The organism is Streptomyces sp. PL-25, assembly GCF_058344915.1.
Genome location: NZ_CP136997.1, coordinates 6,892,179 through 6,912,374, shown reverse-complemented (window position 1 = coordinate 6,912,374; position 20,196 = coordinate 6,892,179). Strand labels below are relative to the sequence as shown.

General features: G+C 74.1%; 16 protein-coding genes and 1 pseudogene. 9 read left to right on the top strand and 8 right to left on the bottom strand.

What is annotated here, in order from left to right; translation table 11 throughout:
• Positions 1-48 precede the first annotated feature (48 nt).
• Positions 49-936, top strand: coding sequence for a LysR family transcriptional regulator (locus tag R4Z62_RS30500; protein WP_064536559.1), 888 nt, complete (start codon positions 49-51; stop codon positions 934-936).
• Between the two features lie 61 nt (positions 937-997).
• On the opposite strand, the gene R4Z62_RS30495 is transcribed toward R4Z62_RS30500, so the two are convergent.
• Positions 998-1,888, bottom strand: a complete 891-nt coding sequence (locus R4Z62_RS30495) for an NAD(P)H-binding protein (RefSeq protein WP_385489064.1) — start codon at positions 1,886-1,888, stop codon at positions 998-1,000.
• Between the two features lie 215 nt (positions 1,889-2,103).
• Here R4Z62_RS30495 and R4Z62_RS30490 point away from each other — a divergent pair, with 215 nt between their 5' ends.
• Positions 2,104-2,976 (top strand): LysR family transcriptional regulator, encoded by an 873-nt coding sequence (locus R4Z62_RS30490; RefSeq protein WP_064536557.1) that lies wholly within the window; start codon positions 2,104-2,106, stop codon positions 2,974-2,976.
• Positions 2,977-3,274: 298 nt separating this feature from the next.
• On the opposite strand, the pseudogene R4Z62_RS30485 reads toward R4Z62_RS30490, so the two are convergent.
• Positions 3,275-5,417: pseudogene (locus R4Z62_RS30485) on the bottom strand (putative bifunctional diguanylate cyclase/phosphodiesterase).
• Complete coding sequence (locus tag R4Z62_RS30480; RefSeq protein ID WP_385489071.1) at positions 5,414-6,226, bottom strand: SAM-dependent methyltransferase; 813 nt, start codon at positions 6,224-6,226, stop codon at positions 5,414-5,416. The pseudogene R4Z62_RS30485 and the gene R4Z62_RS30480 overlap by 4 nt, the downstream one beginning before the upstream one ends.
• 1,183 nt (positions 6,227-7,409) lie before the next feature.
• Here R4Z62_RS30480 and R4Z62_RS30475 point away from each other — a divergent pair.
• Both R4Z62_RS30475 and R4Z62_RS30470 read left to right on the top strand, forming a co-directional pair.
• The gene (locus R4Z62_RS30475; protein ID WP_079159167.1) at positions 7,410-8,174 is read left to right on the top strand and encodes a bestrophin-like domain; all 765 of its coding nucleotides are present in this window, start codon (positions 7,410-7,412) and stop codon (positions 8,172-8,174) included.
• 222 nt (positions 8,175-8,396) lie between these two features.
• A complete protein-coding gene (locus tag R4Z62_RS30470) occupies positions 8,397-8,816 on the top strand; it encodes a hypothetical protein (protein WP_385489075.1) in 420 nt (139 codons plus the stop codon).
• Between the two features lie 188 nt (positions 8,817-9,004).
• Here R4Z62_RS30470 and R4Z62_RS30465 read toward each other — a convergent pair whose 3' ends face one another.
• A complete protein-coding gene (locus R4Z62_RS30465) occupies positions 9,005-10,009 on the bottom strand; it encodes a hypothetical protein (protein ID WP_385489078.1) in 1,005 nt (334 codons plus the stop codon).
• A gap of 330 nt (positions 10,010-10,339) precedes the next feature.
• On the opposite strand from R4Z62_RS30465, the gene R4Z62_RS30460 reads away from it, so the two are divergent.
• Positions 10,340-11,032 (top strand): class F sortase, encoded by a 693-nt coding sequence (locus tag R4Z62_RS30460; protein WP_064536551.1) that lies wholly within the window; start codon positions 10,340-10,342, stop codon positions 11,030-11,032.
• A 107-nt stretch (positions 11,033-11,139) separates the two neighbouring features.
• Here the strand turns inward: R4Z62_RS30460 and R4Z62_RS30455 are convergent, their stop codons facing one another.
• Positions 11,140-11,982, bottom strand: a complete 843-nt coding sequence (locus R4Z62_RS30455) for a polysaccharide deacetylase family protein (RefSeq protein ID WP_064536550.1) — start codon at positions 11,980-11,982, stop codon at positions 11,140-11,142.
• 107 nt (positions 11,983-12,089) lie between these two features.
• On the opposite strand from R4Z62_RS30455, the gene R4Z62_RS30450 reads away from it, so the two are divergent.
• Positions 12,090-12,569 (top strand): universal stress protein, encoded by a 480-nt coding sequence (locus tag R4Z62_RS30450; protein WP_064536549.1) that lies wholly within the window; start codon positions 12,090-12,092, stop codon positions 12,567-12,569.
• 118 nt (positions 12,570-12,687) lie between these two features.
• Entirely contained in the window at positions 12,688-14,115 is a 1,428-nt protein-coding gene (locus tag R4Z62_RS30445; protein ID WP_064536548.1) for an amino acid permease, read from the top strand.
• A gap of 68 nt (positions 14,116-14,183) precedes the next feature.
• On the opposite strand, the gene R4Z62_RS30440 is transcribed toward R4Z62_RS30445, so the two are convergent.
• Positions 14,184-15,347: a CapA family protein gene (locus R4Z62_RS30440; RefSeq protein ID WP_355478413.1), complete on the bottom strand. Its 1,164-nt coding sequence runs from the start codon at positions 15,345-15,347 to the stop codon at positions 14,184-14,186.
• A 259-nt stretch (positions 15,348-15,606) separates the two neighbouring features.
• On the opposite strand from R4Z62_RS30440, the gene R4Z62_RS30435 reads away from it, so the two are divergent.
• Positions 15,607-16,248, top strand: coding sequence for a sigma-70 family RNA polymerase sigma factor (locus R4Z62_RS30435; RefSeq protein ID WP_491521949.1), 642 nt, complete (start codon positions 15,607-15,609; stop codon positions 16,246-16,248).
• 147 nt (positions 16,249-16,395) lie between these two features.
• The gene (locus R4Z62_RS30430; protein WP_491521478.1) at positions 16,396-16,911 is read left to right on the top strand and encodes a hypothetical protein; all 516 of its coding nucleotides are present in this window, start codon (positions 16,396-16,398) and stop codon (positions 16,909-16,911) included.
• 157 nt (positions 16,912-17,068) lie between these two features.
• Here the strand turns inward: R4Z62_RS30430 and R4Z62_RS30425 are convergent, their stop codons facing one another.
• Together R4Z62_RS30425 and R4Z62_RS30420 are read right to left on the bottom strand one after the other, a co-directional pair.
• A complete protein-coding gene (locus R4Z62_RS30425; RefSeq protein ID WP_491521477.1) occupies positions 17,069-17,932 on the bottom strand; it encodes an Fpg/Nei family DNA glycosylase in 864 nt (287 codons plus the stop codon).
• A gap of 73 nt (positions 17,933-18,005) precedes the next feature.
• Positions 18,006-20,093, bottom strand: a complete 2,088-nt coding sequence (locus R4Z62_RS30420; RefSeq protein WP_491521476.1) for a SpoIIE family protein phosphatase — start codon at positions 20,091-20,093, stop codon at positions 18,006-18,008.
• Positions 20,094-20,196: the final 103 nt, after the last annotated feature.

Genomic DNA, 20,196 nt, shown 5'->3' with positions numbered 1-20,196 from the left:
CAAGACATGGTCCGGCTCGTTCCGATAGGCAGCGGCTATCATGGCCGGGTGCAGCTCCAGCAGCTCCAGTACTTCGTGGCCGTCGCCGAGACCCGGCACTTCACCCGGGCCGCCGATCTGGTCCATGTCGCCCAGCCCTCGCTGTCCCAGCAGATCAAGGCGCTGGAGCGGGAGCTGGGCGCCGATCTGTTCCAGCGGGCGCGCGGCAACATCACGCTCACCGACGCGGGCGAGGCGCTGCTGCCGCTGGCCCGGCGCATCCTCGCCGACGCGGACACCGCCCGGCACGAGGTGCAGGAGCTGGCCCAGCTGCGCCGGGGCCGGGTGCGGCTGGGCGCCACGCCGAGCCTGTGCACCGGGCTGCTGCCGGACGTGCTGCGCGCCTTCCACGACCGCTACCCGGGCATCCGACTGCTGGTCGAGGAGGGCGGTTCGCACGACCTCGTACGGGAACTGGCGCGCGGCGCCCTGGACCTGGCCCTGGTGGTACTGCCGCTGCCCAGCCCGTCCCCCGCGCTGACCACGGTGGAGCTGCTGCGCGAGGACCTGGTCGTGGTGTCCTCCTCGGACGTGCCGCCGCCCGGACCCGCGGGACGGCGGACGGTGCGCATCGCGGACCTGGCGGGCGCGCGGCTCGTGATGTTCCGCCACGGCTACGACCTGCGGGAGCTGACGGTCGCCGCGTGCCGCGCCGAGGGCTTCGAGCCGGAGTTCGCCGTGGAGGGCGGTGAGATGGACGCCGTCCTGGGCTTCGTACGGGCCGGTCTGGGCGTCGCCGTCGTGCCCCGCATGGTCGCCACCCGCTCCGGGCACGGTCTGCGGGTGACCCCGCTGGCCCGCCCCGGCCTGCACCGCACGATCGCCCTGGCCCACCGCAGCGACGTGGCGCCGCCGCGGGCGGCCAGGGAGCTCCAGCGGATGCTGCTGGAGCGGTGAGCGGGCCCGGCGCCCGGCACCGGGGGCGCTCCCGGCGGCGGCCGACGAAGGCGTACGGCGCTCAGCCGCGCACGGCCGGGGACAGCACCTCCTCGCACCACTGGCCAAAGCCGGTGGGCGCCGTGTCCGGGGTGCTCGGCACACCGGCGCCGTAGAAGCCCTGCTCGTCCTGGGCGCGGACCATGTCGACGACGCCCTGCGCCCACGCCTCGCCGGCACCGTGGTCCAGCAGGGCGCGCCGGAAGTCGTCGAGGGCGACCGGCCGCATCCGGACCGGGCGGCCCAGCACCTCGGACATCACCTCGGCCATGCCCTCGGGCGTCAGCGCGTCGGGGCCCACCAGCGGGACGTCCTCCTGCCCGGTCCAGGACGGGTCGAGCAGGAGCCGGGCAGCGGTGGCGGCGATGTCGCGGGTGGCACAGGTGCGCAGGACCCGTCCGCCGTCGTTGGCCAGGTGGAAGACCCCATGGTCATGGATGAGCGGGGCCTGCCCGAGCAGGTTCTCCATCAGGAAGGGCGGGCACAGCGCCCGGTAGTGCACACCGGTGGCCGCGATCGACTCGTCCATCGCCAGGGAGGCGGAGATCTGCCCGGCGTCCACGGCGGTCTTGCGGCCCAGGGTGGAGACGCCCACCACCCGCCGCACGCCCTGCTCCCCGATCACCCGGCACAGCGCGTCGGCGAAGGCACGGAAATGGCCCTCGACGCTCTCGGCGCCCGGCGCCGGCGGCACCAGCCAGAAGACCTGGTCGGCGCCCGCCGCCGCTTCGGCGAGCAGTCCGGGGTCGCTGTGCGAGCCGCGGAACACCTCGGCCCGCTCCCGGGCCCGCAGGGTGAGCCGGGCCGGGTCCCGGGCGATCACCCGGAGCCGTCCGGCCGTCTCCGGCTCGTCGAGGAGGAGGTCGAGCAGGCGCCCGCCGATCTGGCCGGTCGGAGTGGTCACGAGCATCACGAGGATTCTCCCGAAGTCACAGAAGTCGGAAAAGGTAAGGGTGGAGTAGAGGGTGAGAGTCGAGGCGGCGGGAGTCGAGGCGGCGCCGCCGTGCGACGAGCCGTCCGTCCCGTCCGCCCTCCTCCCCCGATCCTTCGCCCGTCACCTCCGGAACTGAAGGTCCGGTCCGGTCGCGGTCGTTACCCTGAAGGCAATACCGACCGGAAGGGGCAGCCGTGGAGTCCCGTGCCCTGCGCTATTTCGTCGCCGTCGCCGAGGAGCTGAACTTCGCCCGCGCCGCCGAGCGGCTCGGCATCTCGCCGCCCCCGCTGTCCCGCGCGATCCGCGCGCTGGAGACGGACCTCGGCGTCACCCTGTTCGAGCGGAGCACCCACCGGGTGGCGCTGACCCCGGCCGGCGAGGTGCTGCTCACGGAGGGCCGGATCGCGCTGGACGCGCTGACGGCGGCCGGACGCCGGGCGCAGCGGGCCGTCGCACCGCAGGCCGGGCTGGTCCTCGCGGTCAAGGCGGACGGCGACGCGGGGCTGCTGGAACCGATCCTGGAGCGCTTCGCCGCCGATCCCGCCGCCGTCCCGGTGACGGTCCGGCTGTGCGCGCTGCACGAGTCCGCCACGCTGCTGCGCCGCGGCGAGGCGGACGTGGCCCTGGTCCACGGCCCCTACGACCCGACCGGCCTGGACAGCGAGCCCCTCACCGTGGAGCCGCGCGTCGCCGCCGTGGCGGCCGCCCATCCGCTCGCCGCGCGCACCCGGCTCAGCCTGGACGACCTGGGCATGACCGCGGAGGACGTCGGCCGGCCCGTCGGGCGACCCCGGGACGACTGCCGCGATCTGGCCCAGTTGCTCACCCTGGTCGCGCTCGGCGAGGTCGTGACGCTGCTGCCCGCCTCCGTGACCCTGCGCTATCCGCGCCCCGGTGTCGCCTACCGCCCCGTCGTGGACGCGCCCGCCGCCGTCATGGCGGTCGCCTGGCCCCAGCAGTCGCGCTCGACCGCCACGGCGGCCCTGGTCCGGGCGGCCACGGCGGTGGCCGAGGCGCGGACACGGGCGCGGGAGCGCACGCCCGACGAGGCGTCGTTCACCCCCTGAACCGGCCTGGGAACCGGGGCCGTGGCCGGAGCCGGAGGCGGGACGCGGGGCAGGGCGGGCGCCGGAGCCGCGGCGGAGGCGGCGGAAGGCGTACCGGTAGGGCGCGGCCCGGCCGGGACGGCCCCCGACCGCGTCCGGCGCACGTAGCCGCACCCGCACCCGCACCCGCTACACATGCACCCGTCGCACGCACCCCCGGCCGCACACACTCGGGGCTCACCGCATACGCGGTCGGGGGCTCGCCGCGTACCACTGCCCGCGCCGGACTGCCCGCGCCGGGCGGAACCGTCCCGCCGCCTCAGCCCGTCGCGTCCGCCAGGGCCAGCTCGTGGAGCCGGTCCGGCGGGCCGGGGCGGGCGTAGTACCAGCCCTGGGCCGTGTCGCAGCCCAGTATCCGCAGCTGTTCCGCCTGGGCTCCGGTCTCCACGCCCTCGACGGTGACCGCGAGGTCCAGGCTGTGCGCCAGGGCGACGATCCCCTCGACGATCTTCAGGTCGACGGGGTCCGCCGGGAACTGCTGCATGCCCTGGGTGAAGGAGCGGTCCAGCTTGAGCACGCTCACCGGCAGCCGCCGCAGGTTGGCCAGGTTGGAGTAGCCGGTGCCGAAGTCGTCCAGCGCGATGTCCACGCCCATGTCGGCCAGCCGGCGCAGCGGCTTGAGCAGATCGTCGTCCGCGCCGATCAGCGCCGATTCGGTCACCTCCAGGCACAGCGCGTCCGGGGTCACCCCCGCGCGCTCCAGGATGTCGACGGTGTCCTGGACGAGCCCGGGGGTGGCCGAGCTGGCACGGCGACAGATTGACGTTGATGCGCAGCGGCCCGCTGGTGCCCTCACCGTGCCGCTCCCGCCACTCGCGGGCCTGGCGCACCGACTGCTCCATGACCCAGCGGCCCAGCGGCACGATCAGCCCGGTGTGCTCGGCGAGCGGGATGAACCGGTCGGGGCCGAGCACACCGTGCTGCGGGTGCAGCCAGCGCACCAGCGCCTCAGCGCCGCGCACACTGCCGTCGCCGAGGTGCACCAGCGGCTGGTACTCGATGAAGAACTCGCCCCGGTCGAGCGCGGCGGGCAGCGCCGTGGTGAGCCCGTGCCGGGTGATGGCGCGGGCGTCGGCCTCCGGGTCGGCCAGCTCGAAGCGGTTGCCGCCCGCCGACTTGGCCCGGTACATGGTGATGTCGGCGCTGCGCAGCACCTCCGCCGCGCTGCGCTCCCCCACCGGGCCCTCGACGACGCCGATGCTGCCGCGCACGGTCAGCTCGCGTCCGTCGATGCGGATGGGGGCGAGCAGCGCGTTCATGATGCGGGTGGCGAGGTCGTCGACCTCGCTGCGGCTGTCGGCTCCGGTGGTCAGCGCGACGAACTCGTCGCCGCCGAGCCGGGCGACCATCTCGCCGGGCGCGGTCGCGCACCCTTGGAGCCGGTCGGCGACCTCCACCAGCAGCCGGTCGCCGGCCGCGTGGCCGAGGCTGTCGTTGATGGTCTTGAAGCCGTCCAGGTCGAGGTAGCACAGCCCGAAGCGGCTGCCCTCGCCCGCGTTGAGCGTCTTCTCCAGCCGTTCGAAGAACAGGGTGCGGTTGGGCAGCCCGGTGAGCGCGTCGTGGGTGGCCTCGTAGCGCAGCCGCAGGTTGAGCAGCCGGCGCTCGGTGGTGTCCTCCATCAGGGCCAGCTGGTACTGCGGGTTGCCGTCGGGGTCGCGCAGCAGGGAGACGGTCAGGTTGGTCCACAGAACCGTGCCGTCGGGGCGGTAGAAGGCCTTCTCCACGTGGTAGTGCTCGCGCTCGCCGCGCACCAGTTCCTGGTACAGCCGCCAGGTCTGCGGGGCGTCGTCGGCGTGCGTCCACTCCTGGACGTTGCGCACGCGCAGGCTCTGCTCGGAGCCGCCGAACATGCGCAGCAACGCGCCGTTGACCTGGAGGACGTTGCCGTCGAGGTCGGCGATCCCGATGCCTATGGCGGCACCCTCGAACACGGCGCGGAAGCGGGCCTCGCTGGCGTGCAGCGCCTGGGCGACCACGCCCTGGGCGCGCAACGCGGCCTGCGCGATGGCCTCCTGCTCGGCGAGGGTGCGCTCGCGCAGCGCCCGCGCGAACCCGGCGGCCATGGCGTGCTGGAGGCGTCCGGAGCGGGCCCGCAGGTCCTCCGGGTCGCCGTCCTCGCCGCAGTAGAGCACGAGGTAGGCGTCCACGCAGTCCAGGGAGCGGCTCAGTGCCTCGGGCGCCGTGCAGTGCGCCCCGATCAGCGCGGCACCGACCGCCTCGCCCTCCGCTGCGTCGAACGCCCTGGCCCGCAGCGCCCCGCTCAGCCGGCGGGCCAGCGGCAGGAGTTGCTCCTCGAACTCCGGGCGGGTCAGCGACGTGGAGGTCACCGGGAAGACCGCCCGGCTCCAGATCGTCGTCAGCCGGCGCAGTCTGTCCTCCGGGCCGTCCGGCTGCGTGTTCACGCCGTACGCCCCACGCCGGCGTATCCGGAGAAGGCATAAGGATCCTCGTCCTCAGGCGCCGTCTCCGGCCGCCAGCGCGCCATCGGCACCAGTCCGGGTTCCACCATGTCGTACCCCTCGAAGAACCGCGCGATCTCCTCGCGCGAGCGCATGATCAGCGGATTGCGGATGCCCTTGTATACGTCGACCGCGCCCTCGCTCCGCTCCGGCGGCAGCGGGATTCCCTCGTACGAGGCATGCGTGAGGATCAGCAGGCTGCCGGGGGAGAGCGCGTCGCGCAGCGCGGCGACGGCGGTGTACGGGTCGTCCGTGTCTTCCACGAAGTGAAGTATGGCAACGAGAAGCAGCGCCACTGGCCGATTCAGGTCGATCAGCCGCCGCAACGGGGGGCTCTCGAGGATCTCGTGGGGCTTGCGCAGGTCCGCCGCGACCACGTCCGCGTCGTCGTTGTCCGCGAGGACGGCCTGGCTGTGGGTGACCGCGACCGGGTCGTGGTCGACGTAGACCACGCGGGCGCCGGGGCGGGCGCCCTGGGCGACCTCGTGGACGTTGCCGAAGGTGGGGATGCCGGACCCGATGTCGAGGAACTGCGTGACGCCCTCGTCCAGCGCGAACCGCACGGCGCGACGCATGAACGCCCGGTTGGCCTGCATGACCTTGGGCAGCCCCGGCATGAACTCCATGGCCCTGCGGGCCGCTTCGCGGTCGATCTCGAAGTTGTGCGAACCGCCCAGGTAGTAGTCGTAGATCCGGGCGACGCTCGGCACCGAGATGTCGATGCTCCGTGGGGCCCAGGCGGGACGCTCCATCTTCTCTCCACAACGTAGGCGATCCGGTGTTCGAGCTGAGGCTACTGATCGCCTGCCAAAGGGGCGAGAGGAAACGGAAATTGACCATCCGTTCCCGGTCACCACCTGCGGCGTACGGGTCCGTCGGGCGCCCGCATCACGGTGGATTGCGCCGATGTGCGGGCCCGGCGGAAGCGCTCGGGCGTGCGCTCCGGCACACCGCGACCGCCCCCCTTGGCGCGGTGCGGAAGGTGAGCGCTCCGGCGGACCGGGCATGTGCGGTGTGCGCGGTGTGCGCATACACACACCGTCACTTCTGTGTGCGGAGCCCACGGCCCGGCCCCGGGCCAGACCCCCGCGCCCGGACCCCACCGGCTCGCGACGGCTCACGTCGGCTCGCGTCGGCTTCGGGCCGGGTTCGAGTCCGTCTGCCGCCGCTCTCCACCACATCGCACGCGCGTCCGTATCGGCTCGGCGAAGGCGGTCGTCCGGCCAAACCCTCCTCCGCCCCGTTTCGCTCCTTCGGACCAATCGTCCGGCGCGTCGGAGTGCGCGGGTCCGGGGCGGCCCATGATCTCGGTCGTGCATCGACCGAAACCGACCCGATTCGCCCTGGTGATGCGGGTGTTGGCGCCGACGGCCGTGGCGTGGACCTGCGTGGGTGTCCCGGCCGCGCCGGCGGCCGCCGACGCCTGCGCCTACGCCTCCACGGGGCCGGGCGGAACCGTGGCGGTGGCGGTGGCCGGCGGCGGAACCTGGCCCCCGTTCCCTCCGTGCCCGAGGCCCACGCCCACGCCCACACCTACGCCCACGCCCACGCCGACTCCGCCCCCCAGTCCCACCCCGTCGCCCACGCCGAAACCCCCGCCGCCGCCGAAGCCCACCCCCCGCCCGACCCCACCGCCGAAGCCCCGGCCCACGCCGCCGCCCCCGCGACCGGCCCCCGTGGTCCCCGCGCCCCGCCCGGCACCGCCGAGGCCGGCCCCGCCCCCGCCTCCCTCGCCCACTCCTACCCCGTCACCGAGTCCCACGCCCCGCCCCGGCCCCTCGGCGCGGCCGGTCGCCTATCCGCACTACCGGGCCCAGCCGCACCGGCACACGCCCCGGCGCGCTCCGTCGCCGATCACCTACGTCCTGTTGATCGCGGTGCCCGCGCTGGTCGCCGTCGCCGCGCTCCGCCCGCGCTGACCCCTGGAGGAACCCGTTGTCGGAATGGCTTGTTCTCGTCCTCGCGATGCTGGCCGCCTGTGCCGTGGTCGTGATCATCACCCTCGTACGGGACCGCACGGCGGCCGAGGACGAGGACCCCAGCGACACCCCGGACGTCATCGAGTACATGACGATGTGGATCGGTGTGGTGTACGCCATCGTGCTGGGCCTGGCCATCGCCGGGGTCTGGGAGGCCCGGGTCTCCGCCCAGGACCACGTCCAGGCCGAGGCCCAGGCGCTGCACGAGATCTCCGAACGCGTCCGGGTCTATCCGCCGGATGTGCGCGACCGGATCCGTTCCGATGTCAACGCCTATGTCGGACACGTCGTGCACACCGAGTGGAAGACGATGGTCGACCACGGCCATGTGACGAAGCAGGGCGACCAGTTGCTGGAGAAGATCCGCGCCGACGTCACCGACTACCAGCCGAAGTCCGACTTCGAGGCGCAGGCGTACCAGCCGCTCGTGGACCAGGTGACCGCCGCCGACCAGGCCCGCGCCGCCCGCTCGGACTCCACCGGGACGACGATGCCCGGCGTGGTCTGGTTCGGGCTGATCGCCGGGGCGGTGATCACCATCGGCATGGTCTTCGCGCTCCAGATCCGGCGCACCCCGCGCGAACTGGTCCTCGCGGGGGTGTTCTCCGCGCTGATCGCCTTCCTCCTCTTCCTGATCTGGGACTTCGACGCGCCCTACAGCCGGGGCGTCGCGTCGTCGACGGCGCCCTTCCTGGACATGTTCCCGGGCATCACCCGCTGAGGCGGGCGGGTACGGAGGGGGCGCGCGGGAGTGACGGGCACTCACCGGCCGGTACCCCGGCCGCGGGTGCGCCGTCCCCTGTGCGGCCCACACGGTTGCCCCGTTCGCCCGGGTGCGATAGCGCCGGAGTGCACATGTTCCTAGCGTTTCGATCATCGAGGTGCATTTCAGGCGCACGCGGAAAAGGTCCGCAGCTGCTCCTCGGGGACCGGAGGAATCACCATGCGCGTGATACGCGTCGTTTCGGCGGCACTGCTGGGTCTGGGCGCCCTCACCCTCTCCGCACCCGCGGCCGTCGCGAGCGGCGGTGACGGCGGCTCCTACGACGGCGGCGGCCACTCGTCGTACGGCGGCGGCGGAGGCGGCGACCGCTCCTACGGCGGCGGAGGCGGCGACCGCTCCTACGGCGGCGGAGGCGGCGACAGCGGCTCCTACGGGGGCGACGAAGAGGACGAGGGCCGCGGCGGCCGGGGCGGAGGCAAGCCCGAGCACTTCCAGCACGGCGTCCGCGCGGGCGGCGGCGGCACCGTCGCCGGGTTCGACCTGAAGGAGGTCGGCATGGGCACGGCGCTCATCGCCGGTTCGGTGGGCACGGCGTACTACCTGTCGCGGCGCCGCACCGGCGAGGAGGGCGTCGCCTGACACCGTCGCCCCCACACATCTTCGCCCCGGACCTGTGCGGGTCCGGGGCGAAGGTGTGTCAGGAAGGTGCCCGCCGGGCCCGGTCCCGCCGCGGACGGATGCGCGCGGGTGCCGCCGCGACGCGCGGCGGTCCGGCCTCCGCCGCGCGGGACGGAGACCGGACCGGAGGCCGTGGGCGTACGGCGCCGTCAGACGCGCTTGCCGGGCCGGCGGCGCATCAGGAGCACCCCGCCGCCGACGACGCCCGCCGCCACCAGACCGCCGCCGATGGCGATGTCCGCCTTGGTCGCGCCGGTGGTCGTGGCGCCGCCGAGGCCGCCGCGCACACCGCCGACGACGGTGAACGCCCCCGGGCGGGTCAGGGTGCGGCCGTCGCACCGGACGGTGATGTCGTACGTGCCGGGGCGGGCGTCCTCGCGGACGGTGGCCACGCCCCGCGCCCTCTCGCCCGCGCCGTCGACGGGTCGCAGTCCGGTGGTCGAGAAGGCGCGTGAGGCGGCGGTCCCGCCGCCCCGGCAGCCTTCCACCGTGATCGCCAGCTGCCCGCCGCGGGCGATCACGCCGGGCAGGGCGGTGATGTCGCGGATCCCGCCGGAGCCACCGCCCGGACCACCGCCGGGACCGCCACCACCGGGACCGCCGCCACCGGGGCCCCCGCCGGGACCGCCTCCGGTCCAGCCGCCCGGCCCGCCGACCTGGCCGCCCCCGTGGCCGCCGCCGTGCCCCTCGCCGAACCCGCCGACCTGGCCGTGTCTCGGCCGGTGTTCGTGCCCCCGCCCGAACCCGCCGTCCGGGCCGCGCCCGAAGCCTCCGTCCGGGCCCCGGCCGCCGCCGAACCCGCCCATCTGGCCGTTGCCCGGACCGCCGTCGTGGCCACCGCCGAAGCCGCCCGCCCCGCCGACTCCGCCCACGCCGCCGACACCGCCGACACCGCCTGTGCCACCGATGCCGACGCCGCCACCGACCTGGCCGCCGCCGGGGCCGCCGATCTGACCGTTGCCGGGTCCTCCGACCTGACCGTTGCCCGGACCGCCGACCTGGCCGTTCCCGAAGCCGCCGATCTGGCCGTTGCCCGGCCCGACGTCCCAGCCGCCGGGGGCGTCGCCGCCCTTGGCGGCGGCCACCGGGGCGGCCAGCCCTACGGCGGCGACGGCGGCCACCAGGGCCGCCAGGGGGGTACGAGTGATGGACATGTGTTCCTCCGCGGAAGGCGCCCCGGGGGCCCGTACCCGGTCGATCGGCGAGAAAGCGCCTCCCGCGAGAACCCTCGGACGGCCCGTACCCGACCGCATTTCGGCGCTCGTCCGACCCGGTGAGCCGATCCGCCGGTGAATTCACCCCGTTGAAGGTCGCCGCAGGTCACGGGTTGTCATAAAGCCCCCGTACGGCCCGACTCGGATGGCGCACGAAAAGGCGGTGCGCCACCCGTTCGCCACCGTCCCGTCGCCGGTTCCCGGCGCCGGACTTAGCGTGCAGGCACGGGCGATGAGAACGGTGCCGGCCGCGCCGAGAGGGGATGGCGTATGACTGCGAGCGAGCTGTCCGGATTCCGGGAAGAGGAGGAGCCGCAGCCGCGGCGGAAGCGTGCGCCGTGGGGCGTGATAGCGCTGGTCCTGCTCTCCGGGCTCGCTCTCATCCGCAACGGCTCGGGCGAGTTCGACGCCGGTCCGCCGCAGCCCGCCAAGGCGGCGGCACCGGACGTCGCGCGCGCGGTGCCCAGCACTCCGCAGCCCACGGACGGCGCGGACGTACCGGCCCTGGGGCGCTCGGTGCCCGACCGGATCAGGGTCCCCGTGATCCAGGTCGACGCGCCCGTCACCCCGGTCGGCGTGGACAGCGACGGCTGGGTCGCGGCACCGCCCCCGGACGACCCGAATCTGGCGGGCTGGTTCAACGGCGCCGTCACCCCCGGGGAGAAGGGGACCGCGGTCGTCGTCGGCCATGTGGACAACACCATGGGCCCGGCGGTCTTCTACGGCCTCGGCGCGCTGAAGAAGGGCAACCACGTCGAGATCCACCGCGAGGACGGGAGGACGGCCGTCTTCGAGGTGTACGGCGTGGAGGTGTTCGAGAAGAGCGACTTCCCCGGGGACCGCGTGTACGGCTCGAAGGGCACACCGGAGCTGCGGCTCATCACCTGCGGCGGCGACTACACCAAGAAGACCGGGTACCAGGGGAACGTCGTCGTCTTCGCCCGGCTCGCCGAGGTCCGCTGACGGCGGGGGCGGGGTCCGCCCCGGCTCGGCGGCACCGCCGGCCGGGCGGGCCCGGAACACGAACGCGCGGGCGGCCCCGGGCGCGAACCCGGGGGCGCGCGGGCGCGTCAGGTGTATTTCCGGCGCGGGACGGTGAAGTGGTAGCCCTCGTCCAGCAGCTTGGGCAGATAGGTGCGCAGCGCCCGCACGGTCTGCGAGCGGTCGCCCCCGGCGTCGTGGGAGAGCACCACCACCCCGGGGGCGGCGCCCCGCTCCACCCGGCGCACGATGGCCTTGGTACCGGGCGTCGTCCAGTCGAGGCTGTCGACGGTCCAGGCCAGGGGCTCCATGCCGAGTTCGGCGTTGAGCCGGAAGACCGTGCGGTTCCAGGCGCCGTAGGGGGCGCGGAACCAGAGGGGCCGCTCGCCGTACGCCTTCTCGATGACGTCGCTGGTGCTCTCGATCTCGTCGCGGATCTCGCTCCGGCTGAGCTGGGTGAGCAGCGGGTGGGTCCAGGTGTGGTTGCCGACGACGTGGCCCTCGTCGGCCATCCGGGCCAGCAGGTCGCGGTTCCAGTCGGCCATCTCGCCGCACACCATGAACGTCGCCCGGATGTCGTACTTGGCCAGCGTGTCCAGCACCTGCGGGGTGTACTCGGGGTTGGGTCCGTCGTCGAAGGTGAGGAGCATCGTGTTGCCGCGGCCGGAGAAGCTCAGGATCGGGGCGGTGCGCACCTCGGTCGGCAGGGGCCTGATCCGCTGCGGGGCGTCGCCGGTCAGGGGCCGCAGCCGGTAGGCGGAGGGTCTGAGGGCGCTGTGTGCCTGCGGGCCCGCGGCGGGCGGCGCGGACGGCGGACCGCCGGAGGAACCGGAGAGCAGCAGTCCGGCCGTGCCGGCGGCGCCTGCCGCGCCGAGAGCGGCGGCCCCGGCGAGCAAGGCCCGGCGCCGCGTGAACAACTGATCCTTCTGCATGAGTCATCAGTGACCGGACAGTCTCCGCGGCACCGGTACGGCGGCACGAAAACACTCGCCCGGACCAGCCGGCGCCCGGCGGCGCCCCGTCCGATAAGCTACGCAGCGTGACGGAACAGCACGAGGAGCACGAGCAGCAGGCGCCCCGGTTCGAGCGGGGCACCGACGGGCCGAAGGTGATCGTGGCCGGGGTGGACGGCTCCGACTCCTCGATGCGGGCCGCCGCCTACGCCGCCGGTCTCGCCCGCCGGCAGGGCGCGCGGCTGGCCCTCGTGTACGTGCAGCCGGTGATGTCGGCGGGGGCGGCGCTGGGCGCTCCGGTGGCCGACACGACCGACGAGATCGCCGAGGACCTCGTCCAGCAGATCCGCGAGTCCGCCGAACGGCTCAAGGGGATATTCGAGGTGCGCTGGGAGTTCCACACCTTCCGCGGTGATCCGTACAACGGGCTGGTGACGGCCTCCGACGAGCTCAAGGCGGACGCGGTGGTCGTCGGCGCCTCCGAGCAGGCGGGTCATCGGATCATCGGTTCGGTGGCAGTGCGTCTGGTGAAAGCGGGAAGGTGGCCTGTGACGGTGGTGCCGTAGGGCGCCGCACCGCGTTCCCCGTGACCGGCGGGGCGTGCGTGGCGTCTTCCGTACCCGGCCGCGCTGGGCCATCATGATCCGCCGTCAGCCGATTGCCGTCTGCGAAGAGGTGAGGCGCATGGCCGGGCTCCGCATGGGTGAGGGCATTCTCCGCCGTAAACCCATCGAACACATCGAGGAGACGGAAGGCGGCGAAGGACCGAAACTCGAACGGTCGCTCGGGCTGTGGCAGCTCACGGCGATCGGTGTGGGCGGCATCATCGGGGCGGGCATCTTCACGCTGGCCGGCACGGTGGCCAACGGCACGGCCGGTCCTGCGGTGCTCGTCTCCTTCCTGATCGCGGGCGTGGCCAGCGCCGCGGCCGCGCTGTCTTATGCGGAGTTCGCCGGGATGATCCCGAAGGCGGGCTCGGCGTACACCTACGGCTACGCGGTGCTCGGCGAGTTCGCCGGCTGGTTCATCGGCTGGGACCTGCTGCTGGAGTACACGGCGATCGTGGCGGTGGTCGCCATCGGCATCTCCGGGTACTTCAGCTTCCTCGTCGAGGACATGGGCGCGCATCTGCCGGCCTGGATGCTGGGCGCGCCCGGCACCGGCTCCGGGCACCGGGTCGACCTGTTCGCGGCGATCCTGTGCCTGCTCATCGCCTGGCTGCTGAACCTCGGCATCCGCAGCGCGGCCCGTTTCGAGACGGTCGTGGTGGCGCTGAAGGTCGTCGTGGTGCTGGTGGTGATCCTGGTCGGTGTCTTCCACATCAACAGCGCCAACTACCACCCGTTCTTCCCCTTCGGGGTCGGCGGGGCGTTCACCGGCGCGGCGACCGTGTTCTTCGCGGTCTTCGGCTACGACGCCATGTCGACGGCGGCCGAGGAGTCCAAGGACGCGCAGCGGCACATGCCGAAGGCGATCATCTACTCGCTGGCCATCGCGATGGTGCTGTACGTGGCGGCCTGCCTGGTGCTCACCGGCATGCAGAACTACAAGGACATCGACAAGGAGAGCGGCTTCTCGACCGCGTTCAAGTCGGTGGGGCTGAGCAGCCTGGCGGACGTGATCGCGGTGGGCGCGATCATCGGCATCCTCACCGTGATGTTCACGTTCATGCTGGGGGTGACCCGGGTGTGGTTCTCGATGTCCCGGGACGGGCTGCTGCCGCGCTGGTTCGCCAAGACGCACCCCACCCGGCACGTGCCGACACGCGTGACGTGGATCGTCGGGATCGCGTCCGCCGTGATCGCCGGGTTCCTGCCGATCGCGGAGGCGGCCGAGCTGACCAACATCGGGATCCTGCTGGCGTTCGTGGTGGTCTGCACGGCGGTGATCGTGCTGCGCTACCGGCAGCCCGAGCTGCCGCGTTCCTTCCGCACCCCGTGGATGCCGTTCGTGCCCGCACTCGGGATCGTCTTCTCCATCTGGCTGATCACGTTCCTCCAGTGGCAGACGTGGGTGCGGTTCGTGGTGTGGTTCCTGATCGGCTGCGTCATCTACTTCGGCTACTCGTACAAGCGCTCCGCGCTGGCGCCGGGGCGCGGCCCGAAGAGTTGACGGACGGCGGCCCGGCCCGGCGGCGCGGCGGTCACGCGCCGCCGGGCCGGTCCCCCGCCGCCGGGCGGTCAGCGGCCCATCACCAGCCCGTCCTTCGCCGCGCCCCGGGCGAGCACCGCGTCCCGGATCCCGTCGCGTACGGCCTGGAGGTCGGCGCCCCGGCCGATGGCCTCGTCGACGTCCACCACCCGTCCGGCGTCGGGGTCGAACAGTTCGGGCACGAACTCGGCCCGGGTCACCTCCCAGCGCCCGCCGGCCCTGGCGGGCGGGGCGAAGGTGAAGCGGGCCAGGGTGCTCCGGCCGGTGCGCGGGTCGAGCGGGGCGGCGGCGCCGGGCTGCGGGCCCGCGATCTGGTCGCCGGTGCCGTAGACCACCCAGGTGCCGCCCACCTTCTCGTAGGGCTGGGGCGTCCGGGCGCCGGTCCCGAGGATCAGGTCGACGGCGGGGCGGGCGCCGGTGCGTGCGGCGGTGAGCCGGCGCGCCAGTTCCGTCTGCTCCGCGTCCGGGCCGTCCTGGTCCGGGTCGCCCCAGTCCAGGGACACCACGACGACGTCGGCACCCGCCTGCCGGGCGGCCCGCGCGTCGGCGAGGATCCGGTCGGTGTCGAGCAGGCGCAGCGACCAGGGCTGTCCGGCGGGCGACGGCCGGTCCGGGCCCCGGCTGTAGGCCAGATGGGCGACCAGCGCGGAACCGGCGCGCAGGAGGGCGCCGCGCGCCTCGTCCTCGGTGCGGGCCGATCCGGCGTGCCGGATCCCGGCGCGGTCCAGGGCGTCCAGGGTGCGGCGGACCCCGTCGGCGCCGTCGTCCAGGGTGTGCGCGGAGGCGGTGGCGCAGCCGTCGTAGCCGGTGGCGGCGAGCGCCGGGGCCAGTTCCGGCGGGAACATGCCGGGGGACGCGGCGGCGGGCACCTCCTCGGGGGCCTGTACGGCGTCCAGGTGGCACAGGGCCACGTCCGCGCCGGAGACGGCCGGGGCGACGCCCTCCAGCAGGGGCCGGAAGTCGTGGCCGGCGCCGCCCGCGTCGAAGGCGGCCCGCTCGACGACCGAGGCGTCCGGCCGGACGGCGCCGGAGGCCAGCAGGGTGAACGCGGTGGCGGCCGGGCGGGTGCCGGCCGCAGGCGCCGGGGGTGCGGCCGCCGCAGGCCGCTGCTCGTGGTGGCCGGCCTGGCAGGCCGCCGCCGCGGTGAGGACGGCCGTCACGGCCAGGGCCACCTGGTGTCGGCGTGCGAACATCGGTTCCCTTCAGAGCGGGCGTTCGATCATTCGGTCATATCGGCGGACAAGCGTTAGTCAGATGGGTACGAAGCGGGCCGTCGCCGCAAACAGCGGCGGTGCCCTGATTGGTCCGTCCGGTGCGCACCGGCCCCTGTCCGGCAGCCGCTCCGGACCCCGGGCGCCCGGGGTGCCGTACCCGTCACCGGCATCTGACGGACCGTTCGTCGCACCGCTCAACGACGCGATCGACCGTCCGCCGCACAGCGCCGCGCGCACCCTGTCCCCGGACGGCACCCTGCGGTGCCATACGGCCATGATGGCCGGAACCACCCTCCCGCCCGCGCCGCCGACCACCGGGGCGCCCGCCGACGTCACGGCCGCCCGGACGGCGGGCGCCGGGACGACGACCGCCGAACACGAACTCGCCGCGCTCCAGCGCGAGCACGCACGGCCGCTGTTCGCGCTGCTGCTGCGGCTGTGCGACGGCGACCGGCAGCGCGCCGAGGACCTGCTCCAGGAGACGCTGGTGCGGGCCTGGCAGCACCCCGAGGCGCTGCGCGCCGAGACCTTCGACTCCGTACGGCCCTGGCTGCTGACCGTCGCGCGGCGGCTGGCCATCGACGCGCGCCGGGCCCGGCAGGCCCGGCCGCCCGAGGTCGGCGACGCCGTCCTGGAGAACGCGCGGGTGATGGCCGACCACGCCGAACGGTCCGCCGCCACCCTCGATGTGCGGCGCGCTGTGAAGACACTCACTCCGCAGCACCGTGACGTCCTGGTGCTCGTGTACTTCCGCGGGGCCAGTGTGGCGGAGGCCGCCGAAACCCTGGGCATTCCGCCCGGTACCGTGAAGTCCCGTGCGTACTACGCGCTGCGCGCCCTGCGCAGGGTGCTTCCCGGTTACGCGGCCGACCTGCGGTGAAACGGACTCATGGGTCAAGCCTCCGTAAAGCGCCTTGCTGTGGACCCCTGTTGGGTAATCGGCTGTTCTCATCCGTGTTCCGTGGGGGCATGGTCCCGGGAGCCGGGGCTCGGGCGACGCGCACGCACCGGAGGAAGGCGGGAAGGGATGCTGCACAGAGGGCACGAGAACGCGGAGGGCGGCCACGGCGGTGATCAGGACGTCCCCATGGCCTGGTTCTACGCCGAGTACATCGCCGACGAACTGCTGCGCACGGGCGACCTGATGCCCCCGGCGTCGGTGGAGTTCCGCGCCGGACGGGACGCGCTGGCGCTGACCGTCTTCCTGTCCGACACCGGCGGCGAGCTGTCCGGCATCCGGGTGGTCTCGCAGCTGGAGACCTGGCTGTCGCTCACCGCGTACGACCAGCCGTGGCAGGAATGGGTGCGCGAGCGGGTGGCCTGCCTCGCCGCCGACGCGTACGCCCGGGGCGTCCCCTCCCCCGACCTCGCGCTGGCCGAGGCCGCCTGGCGCTGGCTGGAGGAGACCGAACTGCTCGCGCCCGACCTGGACGCGGTGCCGGACGGCGCGGGCGCGGTGGGCGAGGACGAGGGCCCCAAGGTGTGGACGCCCGCCTGGCAGCTCGGGCTGCCCCTGGGGCATCTGGCCATCCATCTGTTCTGATGTTCTGACCGGGTCCGGCTCCGCGGCACGGCGCTCCGGACGGCGGCGCCTCGCCGCACCAAGCGCGGGGTGCCCGGTCCGGATGCGCACGGCGGACGGGCGGCGCCCGCCGACGCTCGGCACGCCCCGGCGCGGCCGGGCCGCCGGGCGGGCCGGGCTACTTGAGCAGCCGGGAGAGTCTGCGGTCCGCGAGCGGCTTGCCGCCCGTCTGGCAGGTCGGGCAGTACTGGAGCGAGGAGTCGCTGAAGGAGACCTCGCGGATGGTGTCGCCGCACACCGGGCAGGGCTCGCCGGTGCGGCCGTGCACCCGCAGGCCGCTCTTCTTCTCCGCCTTCAGCCGGCCGGCCGCGATGCCCCTGGAGCGCTCGACGGCCTCGGTCAGGGTGGTACGCAGCGCCTCGTACAGCCGCCCGGTCTCCTGCGGGGTCAGGGAGGCGGCCAGCTTGAACGGGGACATCCGGGCCGCGTGCAGGATCTCGTCGCTGTAGGCGTTGCCCACGCCCGCGATCAGGCTCTGGTCGCGCAGGGCGCCCTTGAGCTGCCGCCGCTCCCCCGCGAGCAGCCCGGCCAAGCGCTCCTCGTCGAAGTCGTCGGCCAGCGGGTCCGGACCGAGGCGGGCGACGCCGGGCACCTCCTGCGGGTCCGGCACGACGTACACCGCGAGCCGCTTCTGGGTGCCGGCCTCGGTGAGGTCGAAGCCCGCGCCGGTCTCCAGGGCGACCCGCAGGGCGAGGGGGCCCTTGCCGGGCCGGGGCGGGCCGTCCGGGAGGCGGTCCCGCCACTGGAGCCACCCGGCCCGCGCCAGATGGGTGACCAGGTGCGGGCCGCCGTCGGTCGCCAGGTCGAGGAACTTGCCGTACCGGCCGACGGAGGTGACCTCGCGGCCCTCCAGGGCGGTGACCGGCGGGTCGTAGGTCTTCAGGACGCTGATGGCGACGGGCAGCACCCGGACCACTTCGTGACCGATCAGATTTTCGGTCAGGAAGTCCCTGAGCGCTTCCACCTCGGGCAGTTCCGGCATGGTTCCAGAGTGCCACCGCCCACTGACACCGCCACGCGGCACGGACCGCAGCCCGGACCGGTCCCCCGGACGCTCACTCCGGCTCGTCTATGACGAACTCGCTCCACAGGCACTTGCCGCCGCCGCGCGCCTCCACGCCCCACACGTCGGTGAGCCGGTCGACGAGGAGCAGCCCGCGCCCGGAGACGCCCTGCTCCCCCGGTTCGCGGCGGCGCGGCAGGGCGCTGGAGGAGTCCTCGACCTCCACCCGCAGCCGCCGGTCGGTGCCGCTGAGCACCCGCAGGGTGACCACGGCGGCGCCCTCGGTGTGCATCAGGGCGTTGGTGATGAGTTCGTCGGCCACGAGTTCGATCTCGTCGGAGCGCTCGCGGGCGCCCCAGGAGCGCACGGTGGCGCGGATCATGTGGCGGGCCCGGGTCAGCGCCTCGGGGTCGCCCGGTGCGACATGGTGCTGGAGGCGGCCCTCGGGCCGGCGCTCGGCGAGCGCGCGGCGGCGCAGCACCAGCAGGGCCACGTCGTCGTCCCCGCCGCGCTCCTCCGCCATGCCGATCAGCTGGTCGGCGAGGTCGCGTACGTCCTCGGGGCCCGCGCCGATCATGTCGACCAGGGCGCGCATGCCGTCGTCGAGGTCGGCGCCGGGCTGCTCGACGAGGCCGTCGGTGCACAGCACCAGGGACTGCCCGGGGTCGAGCTCCATGGCGCACACCGGATACTCCAGGTCGCCGAACTCGGCGGACAGGCCGAGCGGCAGGCCGCCGTCGACCTCGACCCGGCGGCAGCCGCCGTCGACGTGCCGCACCAGCGGGTCGATGTGCCCGGCGCGGACCACCTGGACCACGCCGGTGGACAGGTCGGCCTCCGCGTACAGGCAGGTCGCGAAGCGGTCGGTGTCCAGTTCGTGCAGGAAGACGGAGGCGCGGGCCATCACGGTGGCCGGGGTGTGGCCCTCGGCGGCGTAGGCGCGCAGCACGATGCGGAGCTGGCCCATGACGGCGGCGGCGTGCGTGTCGTGGCCCTGGACGTCGCCGATGACGGCGCCGACCCGGCCGCCGGGCAGCGGGATCAGGTCGTACCAGTCGCCGCCGATGTCGCGGCCCAGGGAGCCGCCCGCGTAGCCGGAGCGGTAGCGCACGGCGACGTCGGCGCCGGGGACGCTGGGGATGGTGCGCGGCAGCATCGCCTGCTGGAGGCCCTGGGCGAGGTCCTTCTCCTGCTCGTAGAGCATGGCGCGCTGGAGGCTCTGCGCGATGCTGCTGCCCAGGGCGACCAGCAGGTTGCGCTCCTCCTGGGTGAAGCCGTGCCGGCCGCTGTAGAGCAGGCCCATGCCGCCGATGGGGCGGCCCTGGGCGATCAGCGGGAGGTAGGCGGCCGAGGTGATGCGCAGTCCGGTGATGTGCGGCCACAGGATGGGGTAGCGCTCGGCGAAGTCCTCCGGGGACTCGATGAAGCACGGGCTGAGGGTCCGCACGGCCTCGCTCATCGGGTAGGGCTCGTCGATCCGGGTGACGCGGGTGCCGGGCACGGAGCTGCCCTCGGGGCCCTCGGCGACCAGCCGGAGGCGGCCGGCCTCGACCAGGCCGAGGACCAGGCTGGTGGAGCCGAGCAGGGCCAGTCCGTGGCTGTCCTTGACGACGTCGATGACGTCCTGGACGGAGTGCGCGTGGGCGAGGGCCGCCGTGGTGGCCTGGACGACGTTGGTCTGCTCGCGCCGGGCGGCGGCCCGAGTCACCCGCTCCTGGCGGCCGGCGATGTCGTCCAGTTCCTCGGTGGCGTCGCGGATGATCCCGATGATCCGGTGCGGGCGCCCGGCCGCGTCCCGGCGGATGTAGCCCTGGGTGTGGATCCAGCGCAGCGTGCCGTCGCGGCGGCGCAGCCGCATGTAGGTGCCGTAGTTCTCGCGGCCCTCCCGCAGGGCGCGGCTCACCATGGCGTCCAGGCGGCGGCCCTCGGCGGCGGGGACCCGGCGGCCCAGGCTCTCGGGGCGGCCGTCGTACTCCTCGGGGGTGAGGTCGAAGATCCTGTGCGTCTGCGCGTCCATGCTGAGCAGACCGGTGTCCAGATCCCAGTCGAAGCTGCCCATGCGGTTGAGTGCCAGGATCGGATCCGGGTGCGCGGGCCAGTCGTCCGGGAGTGCCAGGGCGTGCGCTCCCCGTTCAGCCATGGGCCCACCTTGCCAGGAATTGGCCGATTCTTCGAGTTCTTCGAGTTCTTCGAGTTCTTCGAGCGGACAGCGGGGGGAACCCGGTCCGCGGAGGCGGAGGCGG